The sequence below is a fragment of the Brevibacillus sp. AG genome, from assembly GCF_028369215.1.
Classification (GTDB): Bacteria; Bacillota; Bacilli; order Brevibacillales; family Brevibacillaceae; genus Brevibacillus; species Brevibacillus porteri.
In genome coordinates, this window is record NZ_JAQMYO010000002.1 from 21,422 (window position 1) to 34,669 (window position 13,248).

Genomic DNA, 13,248 nt, shown 5'->3' on the forward strand with positions numbered 1-13,248 from the left:
ATGGCTTTTTATCAACGAATGGGGGAAGTTCCACAAAAGCGGCATACGGCGTTTTACAAGCCGGATGGGGGACTGTACCGCGAGCAAGTGATGGGAACCAAAGGGTTTTCCGGAATTCAATCCATTCTGTATCACCACAATCCGCCTACTCAAGTGAGGGAGACGCGCAAATACGCAGACGTCCGCTTGGAATATGTGGAGCAGGTTGATTTGAAGCATCAGCATTTTAAAACGTTTGATGTTCAGCCGGGAGGGGACCCGATTTTCGGACGTCGATACATGCTAGGAAATAACGACGTCGTCATGGCAGTATGCGCACCAACAGAGCCGATGGATTACTTTTATCGCAATGCGGATGGGGATGAAGTTGTCTTTGTCCATCAAGGAGAGGGAGAGCTGCAAACGATTTTCGGTACACTCACTTACAAGCCGGGCGACTACCTCGTTATTCCGATCGGCACGACCTACCGGATTGTACCTTCTGTGCAGAGTCGTTTCCTCGTCATTGAGTCCCAAAATGAGATCGTACCACCAAAGCGATATCGCAACGAATATGGTCAATTGTTGGAACATTCGCCGTTTTGTGAACGCGATATTCGTTTGCCGGAAAAATTGGTGACGCATGTGGAAAGTGGAGACTTCGAGGTGCGCGTAAAACGCCAATCCGTGGTCTACAGCTACTTCTTTGACTTCCATCCGTTTGATGTCGTTGGCTGGGACGGTTATTTGTACCCATATGCATTGAGTGTTCATGATTTTGAACCGATTACTGGACGCATACATCAACCGCCACCTGTACATCAAACCTTTGCCGGTCAAAACTTTGTCATCTGCTCGTTCGTTCCGCGGATGTACGATTATCATCCGCAAGCGATCCCTGCGCCTTACTACCACAGTAATGTAGAAAGTGATGAGGTGTTATACTACGTAGATGGCAATTTTATGAGTAGAAAAGGTATTTACGAGGGTTCGATCACTCTGCATCCAATGGGGATTCCTCACGGGCCGCATCCAGGCAAGGTAGAGGCGAGCATTGGGAAAAAAGAAACGCAAGAGCTGGCTGTCATGCTGGACACATTCCACCCGCTTCACGTTACAAAGCAAGCGTTGCAAATTGAGGATGAGGCATACATGTCAAGCTGGTTGCCACCACAGGAATAGGAAGAGGTGTAAAAACGCAATGGAAATCGCCATTCACGAGATTGAACGGCAGGAAAAATACAAGCTCTTGATCGGATGTATCGTCCCGAGGCCGATCGCTTGGGTCACTTCGTTAGGGGAGGGAGGCATCGTCAATGCCGCTCCTTTCAGTTATTTTAATGTCGCTAGTATTGAACCGATGATGGTTTCGGTTGCCGTCATGCGCAAGCCGGGTAGTGTCCCAAAAGATACGGCTCTAAACATCATGCAAACGGGAGAATTCGTGGTCAATATGGTGGACGTACACAATGTGGATGCAGTCAATCAGACTTCTGCTGATTATCCGCCAGAGACCAGTGAAGTAGAGGCATTGGGGCTGGAAGTCGCCCCATCTGTTCTCGTCAAGGTGCCGAGACTGCGTGCATCCCGCATCCATTTTGAGTGCAAGCTGCATCAGATTGTGGAATTAGGTAGTCCGACGACTTCGGATTTGATTATCGGGGAAGTGGTGCATGTACATGTAGCGGATGAGCTGTATCATGCAGGAAGGATTGATGCCGCAGCGTTTGCACCCGTTAGCAGATTAGCGGGCCATACGTATGCGACTCTGGGAGAACAGTTTGATCGTCCCCGCCCCATTTATGAGCCGCCTGCCAAATGATTGATCTCCGTCCAGCGACGGAGGACAAATCCCTCTACGGACCATTTTACCGGAATCGCCTATCGGGTATCCTGTAGATACAAGGCAAGCGGATACTGTAGAGAGGGTGGAATGCAATGATGGAAAGACGACTATACCGTTCTCATGATAAACGGTTATTTGGAGTTTGTGGTGGGATTGCGCAATTCTTACGCATTGACTCTACGCTGGTACGTGTAGGAGTTGTCGTTCTCACTGTTTTTACAGGAGTACCGATTTTGCTTTACTTGCTGATGGCGATGATCATGCCAAAGGAACCGCAGTGGTCATACGCTTCTGACGGTTTCCCGATGCATGATGCCCCATATAGTGGACATGCACGAATGAACGATTTGGATCAGGAGATTGACCGTCTGGAGAAGCGTGCTTTGGTACAGGAAGTGTATCGCCTACGTGAAGAATTGGGCAAATACAAAGGACTTTAAAGCAAATAAAGAGACTTCCAGGGCTTTACGCTCATGGGAAGTCTCTTTTCACTTTTACCTATTTTGACCCTACAAAAAAATGGTCAGCAACTTCTGGTGATTGCTGCATAACATGTAAGGTGGAAAACCTACATAGGGAGGGAAAAGCAGTGTATCTCGGCGTGTTCGATTTGAATCAGCGTTTGGAGCAAACCCGCAAAATCCTGCGGGAAAAGCAACATCTGAAAAAACTGATTGAAGAAGACATCTGTGACTTGGAACAAGACGTCAAAGAATTAGAAGCGATGACGACGAAACAAGAAAAGTATGCGACCAGTACCCAGCGCTAAAACAGCTGTATGAGCGACAAAAAGAGGAAGTGGCAACTGCCCGAAGAAGGCAGGGAGCCACTTTTTTAATTGTGAAGCGCTTGGTCCAAAACTTTTTCTACGATGGCAGGAACCATGCGGATCGCTGCACTGTCGGTTCCGTACGTCTGGCTATCCGCGTAAGTACCTTCCATCAACAAGATAAGTGTATAGGCCAGCTCACATGGATTCGCAGTGCCAAGGGCAGTCGTGCGGTCCAAAAAAGCGTCACGTATTCGTTTCTGATGGGAGCAGACCAACTCGCGAACAGGATGAACCGGATCAGGAAACTCGACAGCTACATTGATAAAACAACAGCCGCGAAATTGCTCGTTGGTTGCCCGCTCAGCCAGATCAGCAAAAAACTGAATGAGTTGCTCTCGTGGCCGATTGGGATGTTTGGCGATGCTCTCTTCCCACTCTTGCCAAAAAACGTCTTGCTTTCGGGTCATGTAGGCGAGAATCAGGTCCGTTTTCGAGGAAAACTGCCGATAGACGCTCATTTTATTCATTCCGGCACGCTCGACGATGGCGTCTACACTGACGGCATGGATCCCTTCTTGATAAAACAATTCTTCAGCAGCGTTCAATATGATCTCTTGTGCTTTTTCCCGAGGTACGCGAGGCCGTTTTGCTTCCGTCATATTCCATCCCCCATTTAGGACTTCCAGACGTCGGAGACAATTTCAAAAGAGCGCACACGATCGGCATGGTGGTACATTTGCGTCGTAATCATGAGCTCATCTGCGCCTGTAGCATCGAGCAACTCTTGTAGTTTGCTTTTCACGGTAGCAGGGCTACCGATGATGGAAGAACGCAGCTGTGCTTGGACAGACAGTTTTTCGAATTCGCTCCATAGCTCATCCATATTGTCCACAGGTGGTTGGATAGGCTTGAGATCGCCGCGGACGAGATTTAGAAATGCCTGGTAATGGGAGGTGGCCAGTCGATTCGCGAGCTCATCGGTATCGGCTGCCATCACATTGACGCCAACCATGGCATATGGCTGATCCAGCACTTCCGATGGACGGAAACAATGGCGATACGTCTGCAATGCAGGCAAGGTGAAGTTCGGCGAAAAATGTCCAGCAAAAGCAAACGGCAATCCGAGCATGCCCGCCAGTCTCGCTGAGAAATCACTGGAACCGAGTAGCCAGATCGGGATGTTCAGACCTTCACCAGGGATAGCGCGGATAGCTGATGCCGACTCGCTAGTTCGTGGACGAAGATATTCACGCAGCTCCTCCAATAACTCCGGGAAATCCTCTCCACCAATCCGCAAATCGCGGCGTAGCGCTCGTGATGTTCGTTGGTCCGCCCCGGGTGCGCGTCCAAGACCTAAGTCGATCCGGCCTGGATAGAGGGACTCCAGTGTCCCGAATTGCTCGGCGATTACGAGTGGAGCATGATTGGGCAGCATAATACCGCCTGAGCCTACACGGATTTTGCTGGTGCCACCGGCAATGTAACCGATGAGAACGGAGGTGGCAGAGCTGGCTACGCTAGGCATTGCGTGGTGTTCGGCGAGCCAATAACGAGTAAAGCCCCATTTTTCCACCTGCCGCGCCAAATTGAGACTGTTTTTGTACGATTCAGCAGCGTTGCTGCCTTCTGTAATGGGTGCTAAATCGAGAACGGACAATGGGATATCTCGTAGTTGCTTAGATGAGATTGTATCGGACATGGGATGGAACCCTCCTTGTGCTTAGCAGTTGCTGGTCGGATAAGTTTGTTACTGAATAGTAACAAAGCGTACTTGCATCATACGGAGCGGCAGAAGGGATGTCAACGATTGGATGTGCGACCGAGCACATTGGGAGAAAAAGAAAGAGCCCTGACAATGCAAGGGCTCTTCGTACATCCTTATTGTTTTGTTAAGATAACAGGTCCATCCGCGGTAATAGCGAGGGTGTGCTCGTATTGAGCGGACAGCTTCCCATCGCGTGTACGTGCTGTCCAACCATCTTCATCGACAGTCGCATGGTACGTCCCGATGTTTAGCATAGGCTCAATGGTAATGACCATGCCTTCTTTAAGGCGTTGTCCTCTGCCAGGAGGGCCAAAGTGAGGAACGAATGGCTCCTCATGCATTTCCTGACCGATTCCATGTCCGGTAAAATCGCGCACGACGGAATAGCCTTGTGCTTGCGCATACGTTTGGATGGCGTGGGAAATGTCGCCGATTCGATTGCCTACAACAGCTTGCTCAATACCGAGATACAGCGATTTTTCAGTGACTTCCAGCAGTCTTTTCGCTTCTGGGGACACTGTTCCCACTTCATAAGACCAAGCGGAGTCAGCCAGCCAACCATTTTTGCGAACAACCATATCGATTGTCACGATATCGCCATCACGCAGAGGCTCTTTTTTCGGGAAGCCATGGCAGATGACATCATTTACTGAACCGCATGTGGCATAGGGATATCCATGAAACCCTTTTTGCTCGGGGGTCGCGCCATTTTTAGCCAAAAATTCTTCTGCGAATTGATCAATCTCCCAGGTAGAAATACCTGGACGAATCATCTTGGCAATCTCACGATGACAAGCAGCCAAAACTTTGCCTGCTGCATGCATGAGTTCAATTTCTTCAGGTGTCTTGAGGATAATCATCGACTCTCTCCTTCTCCTCGTTAGTCAAGAACTCTTTATAGTATATAGTGTAGTCCCGTTCTGCGCCAATTGCCACACCGAAAACGGCATGGTAGGATGAGGGAGAAATAATCAACCCTGGGGGTAGGTAGCGTGGACAAGTTTCAAGAACATCTGGCGAACTACCAGATTCATGTAAAAGAAGACGTGGAAAAACGTATTGCCTTTATTCGTGAGCAAATAGACGGAAATGGCCTCGGCGGTGCAGTCGTCGGTATTTCTGGTGGGATTGACAGTGCGGTTACGGCAGCGCTGTGTGTTCGTGCTTTAGGCTCTGAACGCGTTATTGGCGTTTGGCTGCCTGCTTACTCGCAAACCCTTCATGAAACAGATTCCAAGCGACTTGCTGAAGCGATTGGCTTGAATTTGCATACGGTAGATGTAGGGCCTGCCTACGACGCTTTGGTTCCTGCTATTGAAGGTGTACTTGGGCTTGATGACAAAACAAAGGGAAATACAAAGGCTCGTTTGCGCATGACAGTGTTGTACGCCATCGCTAACCAAAAAGGATACTTGGTAGCGGATACGTGCAACCTCAGCGAGATTCATGTTGGTTATATGACAAAAGGCGGAGACGGTCTTGCCGACTTTAATCCAGTAGCAAGCCTGACGAAGCATGAGATGCGAATACTCGCAGCTGAGCTCGGGGTGCCTGGAGAGATCATTACGAAGCCACCTTCAGCCGATTTGTGGGAAGGGCAGACGGATGAACAAGAGATGGGCTTCACCTATGAGGATCTGGATCGTTTGCTGATTACAGGGGAAACTCGACCGGAAGCCAAAGAACGCATTGATTACCTACATCGAATCTCTGAGCATAAGCGCAACATCATGCCAGGCATATAAATATGACACAATCCTACAAGCTGTTTACAAGTTGTCTGTGGCAAACGACCAGTGCAATTGTATCAACCGAGCAACGTCTCTTCTTGTTTGATCCGGCCTATTTTCCCCATGAGATAGAGGCGATTGCTGATTATGTGCAAAGTGAGAGGAATGGAAGGGAGCTTATTCTCGTCCTGACTCACGGAGATTGGGATCATGTTGTCGGAGTTGGCAAATTTCCAGATGCCACAGTCATTGCACAAAAGGAAATCCTCACCGCTGGACGGATCGAAAAGAAGCTGAACAAGGCAAAACGGTTTGACGGGTCGTATTACGTGGTCAGATCGTATGAAGTAGGAATGCCGACATTCGCGAAATTAGTAGAGGATGCACAGGATTGGCAGGAAGTCTTTTTCTTGCCTGTACCAGGACATACACCCGATCAGATGGGGACCTTGTTCCGGGAGCAGAGGCTGCTTGTTGTCGGTGACATGCTATCCAATTTGGAGTTCCCGTTTATTGATGATAGCAGTGCCTATTTGGAGAGCCTGGAAAAAATCGAGCGGTTGGTCCTTCAAGGAGAAGTGGAAGAAGTCATTCCTGGACACGGAGTACCTGCAAAAGGACGCGAGGAAATCCTGCACCGGATAGAACGGGATCGCCAGTATTTGTTGGATGCACGTGCGGTTGTTTTCGAGGGTATCGCCAATAACGTAGGGGAAGACGTACTCAAAGAACAGTTTTCCCAACTGACGTATGATGGTGTATCGATCGATGAACATCTCCGTTCTTTTCATGACCAAAACCGGGATCAACTATACAAGGAAGCTATTTCGCAGAAAGGTTGATTATTCCACGGTTTTATAAGATAATAGGGGTTACGCAAATCTTTCTAGGAAAGAGGTGGAACAGATGTCTACAACTGAATTGATGCTGAGAACAAGTCTGGAAGGACGTGTGAAGCGTACGTTGCAAACGTACTTTCGTCGCCCTAACGACGTGTTGATCAAGGAAAGCCTCGGAGCGAACGGTTTGTCCCCAGAGCAAGTGGAAGTAACCGTAGAGCTCTTGAACGAAGACAAAACTGTTGCCGAAATCATGGAGTATCTGCAGGATAAAGGCTACTTTGCATAACTTTGCGAGCAAAAAAGACCGGACTGACATTCGATTGTCGGACCGGTCTTTTTCGTTCGAGCGATTAAGGGGTAGGGCTTTCCTCAGGAAATGAGCGCCGCAATTTCTTGCGACGATACAATTGAAGGCCAGTTAAGACGAGAAAGTAGCTCGCGAAAGCGACAATCAGCCCCATGATGGCACTCCCGGTAAAATAGACAAGTCCTTTTTCTTTCACCCAGACAAGCCATTCCATCCCAGGCTCGTGATGGATCAAATGCCCTTGTAACGGTTTGCCAATCAACACGTATCCAATATTGTAATTGAAAAGGATGAAAAGCGGTAAGATGAGCTTTCCGATGACAAACGCAACCAAAGCAGCGGGCAAGCTGGCGCGAAACAGCTTGCAAAGTGGGAAAAGAAACAAAAATGCGAGGCCAAAAGTAGGTAGGGTAATGAACTCGATGAAGATTCCGAGCGAAAATCCGCGGGCGACAAAAGCTGGAGCCCCTTTCATTCTCAGCACCTTGTAATATTGGAATTTTAGCTTTCGATATGTTTTTTTCCACATCCGTGCTATCCCTCGTTTGTCCCAAGTCATTTGTCTGTAATATCCCCTAAGGGTAAGGCGAATGGTGAAGCTGGATTTGTTTTTTGTTTGATGCTGTAGAGTATCTCCAAGTTGGCAAAAATTAATAGTTGCCATACGAGCTCTGGTTTGTGAATGCGCCTTTCTTTTGGCATAATGGAAGAGGGCAGCTTGCTGGAAAAGTGGTGACATTCGTGGCAGATGTAATGGGAACCTTTAGTGACTATATTACGCAATATGGGTATGGCGCCTTGTTTGGATTGTTCTTTCTAGGAATTTTGGGGATGCCCTTACCTGAAGAAACGCTGCTCGTTTTTTCTGGATTTCTTGTCTCAACGGGAAAATTGCAATTTTGGCCTACTTTTTTCGTCTGCTTTCTCGGCTCCGTTACAGCGATGACGGTGGCATATTGGATCGGCAGAACGTTAGGTTACCCTTTTCTCGAACGATATGGGAAACGACTAGGGATGGGCTATACCGTTTACAAAAAAACGGAAGAGTGGTTTAATCGCGTCGGCAAATGGGCGCTTCCGCTAGGCTATTTCATCCCTGGTGTTCGTCAGTTTACGGCCTATTTTGCGGGGATCACGCGATTGCCATTTCCGACTTTCATGCTTTATACCTATTTGGGTGGGCTGTTTTGGAGCTTGCTTTTTGTGACGCTTGGCTGGCAATTAGGAGAACGCTGGGATGAGCTGTTTGATTTGATTGCTCGTAACCTCGCGATTTTCTTTATCGCTTTGCTCGCATTGATCGCAACCTGGTCGTATTTCAGACACAAGAAGAATGTAAAAAAGCAATTACGGAGGGATCAGAATGAGTGAAGAAAACCGCAAAGAAAATCTACTGCCTGTGGTTCAGAAGCCAACCGAACTGGTTCCTGTAGTATTACCGGAAAAACATCAGCGATTTTATGATAAATTGCGTGACAAAATCGAAGCGTTCATTAGAGACAAGGGAGTCAATGATTCAGTAGCCAACTTTATATTGCTTGCACCTGATTTGTTTGTTCTCTTGGCCCGCCTTATGCTGGACAAGCGCGTAGGTGTTCAATCAAAAGCGTTAGCGGGTGTAGCGGTTGCCTACTTCATTACCCCAGTTGATTTTATTCCGGAGGTATTAGTCGGCGGATTCGGGCTTGTGGACGACGTCATTTTGGCCGTTTATGCTTTGCGCAAGATTTTGGTGGACATCGATGAATCGATTGTACGTGAGCATTGGAATGGCGAAGAAGACCTCTTGGCTGTCATTACGAAGGTAGTTCGATCAGCGGATGATTTAGTCGGCAAGAAAATAGTGAAAAAGCTGGAAGAAACCCTGTTCCGAAAAAAATAAGCTAGGATGGGACAAATAGATGAAATATTTAATGGATTATCAAGAGGGAGAGCGTGTTGTCGCTTTTTGCCTGATTAAAAGCAAGGAAGCTGGCGTAGCGAGTAACCAGAGTGAATACTTGAATTTGGAGCTGGGAGATCGCTCCGGAACGATCACGGCAAAGCTATGGGATGTCAATGCAGAAATGAAGGAATGGATCAACGTCAAGGCTGTCGTGAAGATCGACGCTGCCGTCCAAGTGTATCGTGGGAAAAAGCAACTGGTGATTCAGCGGATCAGACCGGCTGCCGCATCAGACGAAGTTCAGATGGAGTCGCTCATTCCGATCTCTCCATTTCCAGTAGATGAACTGTGGACAAAGCTTACCCATGCAGTCGACAGCCTGCAGAGTGCCACGCTCAAGGCCATTATTCAAGAAGCGCTGGCAACAGAGGAGATTCAGGACCGCCTTCGCCATTATCCGGCTGGTGTTCGCATGCACCACAACTATTATCATGGTTTGCTCGAGCATATTGTCTCTCTGTTGACGGCGGCACAGAGCCTCTTGCCACTTTATCCACAAGTAGACAGGGATGTACTGATTGCGACTTGTATTTTGCACGATATTGGAAAACTGTACGAGCTATCTGATCCCATCGCACCGGATTACACCACGCCAGGTCAGTTAATTGGTCACCTGGTCATGGGAGTCGAGATGGTGAGTGGCATTTGCCGCAAGCTAGATATTGCTTTAGGGGACGCGGAGGTTCTGCACTTGAAGCATTGCATTTTGAGTCATCATGGAGAGGTAGAGAACGGCTGGGGCAGTGCTGTATCTGGAAAAACGCCAACAGCTGTCATGTTCCATTACCTGGACCAGATCGACAGCAAAATGAACGCTTTGAGCCAAACACTAGCGGACATGACGGAAGAAGAGGAATGGGCGTACGCTGGCGTGCTTAGACGAAAAGTCTGGCGCGGGTATTAATTCATGGAACAAAAAGCCAACTGCTAAGCAAAACGAAGCAGTTGGCTTTTTTTAGATAAATCAGAAACGTTTTTGAAGGAAGCTCGTCTTAACAGTAATGGCTTGTAAATAGGAGGTATTCTCGTGAAAAAGCGAAACAGAGCTGCCATGTTTGTGTTGGCAGTCAGCATGGTCACGACACCAGTGGCACTTCTGCATCCGTTGTCTTCCTATGCGTATGATGGCAAATCAAGTCTGGAACCCATTCAGTTGCCAGAAGACATCGTCCACTTGTTAACAGAATTGAAAGAGGACTATGTGCCTCTCATGAAAGACCTTCATGTGGACTCATACGGAGGGACAAGCAACTCGGGGTATGTCATTAATCTCTCGGATCGAAAGAGTATCATTACTACGAATACGACGCTCAATATCTCCACGAATGCAGAGGGAGATATAACCAGATTTGTCCTGCATGATGTGAATCGGGACAAAACAACTAAAATCAATAAAAAGGAAGCCTATCAAAAGGCTGTCGATTTTATTCGAAATTACATAGCGGTTAACCATGTTATTTCCCCGCAAGCGACGCTCTCTTTCGATCGTGCGTCAGAGCTGGATCATCTGGCAGTCGTCAGTGTCTACCCACAGTTGAACAATACGTGGGTGGACAAAGAGACAGCGCGGGTCATGGTTGATGCAAAGGGCCAGGTTGTCGATTTTCAGCAAGATAAGGTAAAGCTTCCTACCCCAGCAGAAGTAGCGGACCCAAGTAAAGCTGTACCACTCGAAAAGGCAACGAAGGAGTGGCAAGACAAGGTATCCATGGAACTGGTCTACGATGAGTCAGCGGGCAAGCTTGTTTACGTGCCCGACCAATTGCCAACGATAGATGCTCTGTCTGGTGAAGAAGTTCCGTCTGTGTATAAAACAACGAATGAGACGATGAAAATCAAAGGAACAGCAGACATGGGCATCTGGCGAGATACGAAAAAAATGGAGCAGATGCTCGAGAAGGATTTTGGACTGAAGCTGAATCAGCGCACGTACAAAAATGTAAAAGAAGACAAAAAGTATAAAAACAGTGACATCGATCGTCATGAATGGAATGCGAGCTCGTATCAAAGTGCGTGGATTACTCTCGACCGTAAAACAAAATCACCCATTGAATTCAAGCTGGACGGTTCCGTAGAAAAGGAGCTTGAGAAGCCGCTCACGCATGATGAGGCAAAAGACATCGCAGTACAATTTGTGGAGAAATACTTATTGTCCAAAGAACAAGCTTTCTCCGTAAAGGAGACGAGTCTTATAGAAAATCTGCCGGGTTGGGCGGATCAAAATTTGGTGCGGCCGATCAGTAGCTTTGCTTTTCATCCTGAGATTGACGGTATCCCTACGAAGAGACCACTGTTTTACATGGAAGTGGACGCAAAGAAGGGTAATGTAGTCCTTGTTCAAGTAAATGACCTGCCGTCCATGCCTGCTACCATCAGTAAAGACGGTATTGTCAAGGATGAGAAAGCAAAGGATGCGTATGTCAAAGAAGCAAATCTACGCTTGGCATACTGGTATCCGAAGGTAGGTACACATTCAGCGAAACTGCCAGAGCTGGCCTATTTACCGACGGACGATGCCAAGTCTTTGCAGATCGATGCTGCAACGGGTGCAGTGGAAGAAACCTGGCTGGAATGGAAAGCGTCCGACTAAGCATTACCCGACATGGTGTAGAAGCCGTGTCGGGTTTTCCTTTTCATCATTATCGGAATTCATAAACACTTCAAGTCAGGTAGGATTTTTTTTCTTTTTGTAGAATATCTTCTTGATTCCCATTTGATTTGGCAAACAATGCCGAACACGAGAAGGAGAAAGTGCAATGAAACGGCCAACTTATACCCTACCAAGTATTGTAAAAAAGGTATTCCGGCCCGGTGAGCGCTCCCTTCCACGTACGGAGATCTGCTCCCGGATGGAAGCGAATGAGCTGAATGCTTTTTTGGATCTGGACTGCAAGACAATACTGGATAAAGTGTTGAACATGGAGCAGTCTCCAGTGCGAGTTGGAAGTTCAGAGGCGATCGTAGAGGTCACTCACCAGCCGCATCAAGTGTACGACTTGGCTCATCGCTATTTACGCGATAGCCAAACACCAAAAAAGCTTGAGCAAATTGTCGCAGAGCTGCGTCGTCAAACGCAGTTTGGCTGGAATCAGATTCTTCGTATGTTGCAATTGGAACGCGATCCTCGCTTTGTGCAATATCAAGGCGACAGCAGGTGGTTTTTGGCAGAGTGGACTTTGGGCAATGACCAAGTGTATGCGTTTTGCCGCGACAATGGCATTACGCAGGTATCTGCTCGCACATTAGTCCATTTTCTGGAGCAGGAAGTAGGAATTGCTGCAGATGCTGCTTTTCTCCCTGCGCAAGATGACCGCTTCCGCATTGACGGTGATACCATGTACATCATTGCTCGTAGCGAAGATTCCAAGGAAGAGCAGGCGGCCCTCGAGGTTGCTGTTGCTGCCCCTTCTGTATCGATAGGAAACAGCGAGTCCGTCTCAGAAGAAATTGCATCGGAAGAACCAGCGAATCCCTTACATCAGGTGGAAGAACAACATGAACTATTAGTTACCAAGGAGGAAGCTACTATGTCTACCATTACCAACCAGCAAGTTCTTGAGGAAGTACAAAAACTGATGCAAGAAGCTATCGACCGCTTGGAGACCAGAAACCAAGAAATGTCCCAAGAAGTTGTCGCTCATTTTCAACAAAGCAATATGCAAGCTATAGAAGTGCTAATGAAAGAGAAACATAAGCATGAGCAGATCGTACTTGGCATTCAACAGGTGCTGGCGACCAGTGAACAACAATGAGTAAACTTGAGGCTACGATCCGGTTAGAGCAGAGATTTGCCATCCTGCGCGAGGTTATCGCGGGCTATCGGATTCGCCTTCAAGAAATGGAGCAGGAAGTGGTAGAGCTTTTTTCCACGAACCAGCTCTCTGCTATTTCAGCATGCATGGGCGAGAAGCAGCGCATCGTCAGGTTGATGAATCGACTGGAACAATTTATTGTTCAATGGGAAAGCAACAACACGGATGTGGGTATCGCACATGAACCAAAGCGAGAACACTTGAACACATGACGAATAATGCGGTAAAATAGGGGGATTGTGCATGATTC

Annotated in this window: 17 protein-coding genes; 13 read left to right on the plus strand and 4 right to left on the minus strand. The window is 47.8% G+C overall.

Features of this window, described 5'->3' with window-relative positions; genetic code table 11:
* From POF51_RS05250 to POF51_RS05265, 4 genes are all read left to right on the plus strand, one after another.
* A complete protein-coding gene (locus POF51_RS05250; protein ID WP_069851460.1) occupies window positions 1–1,161 on the plus strand; it encodes a homogentisate 1,2-dioxygenase in 1,161 nt (386 codons plus the stop codon).
* Window positions 1,162–1,180: 19 nt separating this feature from the next.
* Window positions 1,181–1,801: a flavin reductase family protein gene (locus POF51_RS05255; protein WP_069851458.1), complete on the plus strand. Its 621-nt coding sequence runs from the start codon at window positions 1,181–1,183 to the stop codon at window positions 1,799–1,801.
* A 116-nt stretch (window positions 1,802–1,917) separates the two neighbouring features.
* On the plus strand, window positions 1,918–2,265 hold the full coding sequence (locus POF51_RS05260) for a PspC domain-containing protein (protein ID WP_017250375.1): 348 nt from the start codon (window positions 1,918–1,920) through the stop codon (window positions 2,263–2,265).
* A gap of 149 nt (window positions 2,266–2,414) precedes the next feature.
* The gene (locus tag POF51_RS05265; RefSeq protein ID WP_069851456.1) at window positions 2,415–2,594 is read left to right on the plus strand and encodes a hypothetical protein; all 180 of its coding nucleotides are present in this window, start codon (window positions 2,415–2,417) and stop codon (window positions 2,592–2,594) included.
* A 65-nt stretch (window positions 2,595–2,659) separates the two neighbouring features.
* Here POF51_RS05265 and POF51_RS05270 read toward each other — a convergent pair whose 3' ends face one another.
* From POF51_RS05270 to map, 3 genes are all read right to left on the minus strand, one after another.
* Window positions 2,660–3,256, minus strand: a complete 597-nt coding sequence (locus tag POF51_RS05270) for a TetR/AcrR family transcriptional regulator (protein ID WP_069851454.1) — start codon at window positions 3,254–3,256, stop codon at window positions 2,660–2,662.
* Between the two features lie 14 nt (window positions 3,257–3,270).
* Window positions 3,271–4,296, minus strand: coding sequence for an LLM class flavin-dependent oxidoreductase (locus POF51_RS05275; RefSeq protein WP_069851452.1), 1,026 nt, complete (start codon window positions 4,294–4,296; stop codon window positions 3,271–3,273).
* A 179-nt stretch (window positions 4,297–4,475) separates the two neighbouring features.
* Window positions 4,476–5,222: a type I methionyl aminopeptidase gene (map, locus tag POF51_RS05280; RefSeq protein ID WP_069851450.1), complete on the minus strand. Its 747-nt coding sequence runs from the start codon at window positions 5,220–5,222 to the stop codon at window positions 4,476–4,478.
* A 132-nt stretch (window positions 5,223–5,354) separates the two neighbouring features.
* Between map and nadE the strand changes: the two genes are divergently transcribed.
* The 3 genes from nadE (at window position 5,355) to POF51_RS05295 (ending at window position 7,220) form a co-directional block, all read left to right on the plus strand.
* Entirely contained in the window at window positions 5,355–6,107 is a 753-nt protein-coding gene (nadE, locus tag POF51_RS05285; protein WP_069851448.1) for an NAD(+) synthase, read from the plus strand.
* Between the two features lie 2 nt (window positions 6,108–6,109).
* The gene (locus POF51_RS05290; protein WP_069851446.1) at window positions 6,110–6,934 is read left to right on the plus strand and encodes an MBL fold metallo-hydrolase; all 825 of its coding nucleotides are present in this window, start codon (window positions 6,110–6,112) and stop codon (window positions 6,932–6,934) included.
* 64 nt (window positions 6,935–6,998) lie between these two features.
* Window positions 6,999–7,220, plus strand: a complete 222-nt coding sequence (locus tag POF51_RS05295; RefSeq protein ID WP_069851444.1) for a hypothetical protein — start codon at window positions 6,999–7,001, stop codon at window positions 7,218–7,220.
* 64 nt (window positions 7,221–7,284) lie between these two features.
* On the opposite strand, the gene POF51_RS05300 is transcribed toward POF51_RS05295, so the two are convergent.
* The gene (locus tag POF51_RS05300; protein ID WP_069851442.1) at window positions 7,285–7,770 is read right to left on the minus strand and encodes a DUF2062 domain-containing protein; all 486 of its coding nucleotides are present in this window, start codon (window positions 7,768–7,770) and stop codon (window positions 7,285–7,287) included.
* 212 nt (window positions 7,771–7,982) lie between these two features.
* Here POF51_RS05300 and POF51_RS05305 point away from each other — a divergent pair, with 212 nt between their 5' ends.
* The 6 genes from POF51_RS05305 (at window position 7,983) to POF51_RS05330 (ending at window position 13,210) form a co-directional block, all read left to right on the plus strand.
* Entirely contained in the window at window positions 7,983–8,612 is a 630-nt protein-coding gene (locus POF51_RS05305; RefSeq protein ID WP_026043233.1) for a DedA family protein, read from the plus strand.
* The gene (locus POF51_RS05310; RefSeq protein ID WP_069851440.1) at window positions 8,605–9,123 is read left to right on the plus strand and encodes a YkvA family protein; all 519 of its coding nucleotides are present in this window, start codon (window positions 8,605–8,607) and stop codon (window positions 9,121–9,123) included. The genes POF51_RS05305 and POF51_RS05310 overlap by 8 nt, the downstream gene beginning before the upstream one ends.
* Before the next feature lie 19 nt (window positions 9,124–9,142).
* Window positions 9,143–10,090, plus strand: coding sequence for a 3'-5' exoribonuclease YhaM family protein (locus tag POF51_RS05315; protein ID WP_069851438.1), 948 nt, complete (start codon window positions 9,143–9,145; stop codon window positions 10,088–10,090).
* Between the two features lie 123 nt (window positions 10,091–10,213).
* Complete coding sequence (locus POF51_RS05320; protein ID WP_069851436.1) at window positions 10,214–11,776, plus strand: YcdB/YcdC domain-containing protein; 1,563 nt, start codon at window positions 10,214–10,216, stop codon at window positions 11,774–11,776.
* A gap of 166 nt (window positions 11,777–11,942) precedes the next feature.
* A complete protein-coding gene (locus POF51_RS05325) occupies window positions 11,943–12,938 on the plus strand; it encodes a hypothetical protein (protein WP_106835434.1) in 996 nt (331 codons plus the stop codon).
* Window positions 12,935–13,210 (plus strand): hypothetical protein, encoded by a 276-nt coding sequence (locus POF51_RS05330; RefSeq protein WP_069851432.1) that lies wholly within the window; start codon window positions 12,935–12,937, stop codon window positions 13,208–13,210. The genes POF51_RS05325 and POF51_RS05330 overlap by 4 nt, the downstream gene beginning before the upstream one ends.
* Window positions 13,211–13,248 lie beyond the last annotated feature (38 nt).

Bases quoted from the DNA above. Each gene is read 5' to 3' on its own strand.
- POF51_RS05250 (WP_069851460.1), top strand. From the start codon at position 1: ATGGCTTTTTATCAACGAATGGGGGAAGTTCCACAAAAGCGGCATACG.
- POF51_RS05255 (WP_069851458.1), top strand. From the start codon at position 1,181: ATGGAAATCGCCATTCACGAGATTGAACGGCAGGAAAAATACAAGCTC.
- POF51_RS05260 (WP_017250375.1), top strand. From the start codon at position 1,918: ATGATGGAAAGACGACTATACCGTTCTCATGATAAACGGTTATTTGGA.
- POF51_RS05270 (WP_069851454.1), bottom strand. From the start codon at position 3,256: ATGACGGAAGCAAAACGGCCTCGCGTACCTCGGGAAAAAGCACAAGAG.
- POF51_RS05275 (WP_069851452.1), bottom strand. From the start codon at position 4,296: ATGTCCGATACAATCTCATCTAAGCAACTACGAGATATCCCATTGTCC.
- map (WP_069851450.1), bottom strand. From the start codon at position 5,222: ATGATTATCCTCAAGACACCTGAAGAAATTGAACTCATGCATGCAGCA.
- POF51_RS05290 (WP_069851446.1), top strand. From the start codon at position 6,110: ATGACACAATCCTACAAGCTGTTTACAAGTTGTCTGTGGCAAACGACC.
- POF51_RS05295 (WP_069851444.1), top strand. From the start codon at position 6,999: ATGTCTACAACTGAATTGATGCTGAGAACAAGTCTGGAAGGACGTGTG.
- POF51_RS05300 (WP_069851442.1), bottom strand. From the start codon at position 7,770: ATGTGGAAAAAAACATATCGAAAGCTAAAATTCCAATATTACAAGGTG.
- POF51_RS05310 (WP_069851440.1), top strand. From the start codon at position 8,605: ATGAGTGAAGAAAACCGCAAAGAAAATCTACTGCCTGTGGTTCAGAAG.
- POF51_RS05315 (WP_069851438.1), top strand. From the start codon at position 9,143: ATGAAATATTTAATGGATTATCAAGAGGGAGAGCGTGTTGTCGCTTTT.
- POF51_RS05325 (WP_106835434.1), top strand. From the start codon at position 11,943: ATGAAACGGCCAACTTATACCCTACCAAGTATTGTAAAAAAGGTATTC.
- POF51_RS05330 (WP_069851432.1), top strand. From the start codon at position 12,935: ATGAGTAAACTTGAGGCTACGATCCGGTTAGAGCAGAGATTTGCCATC.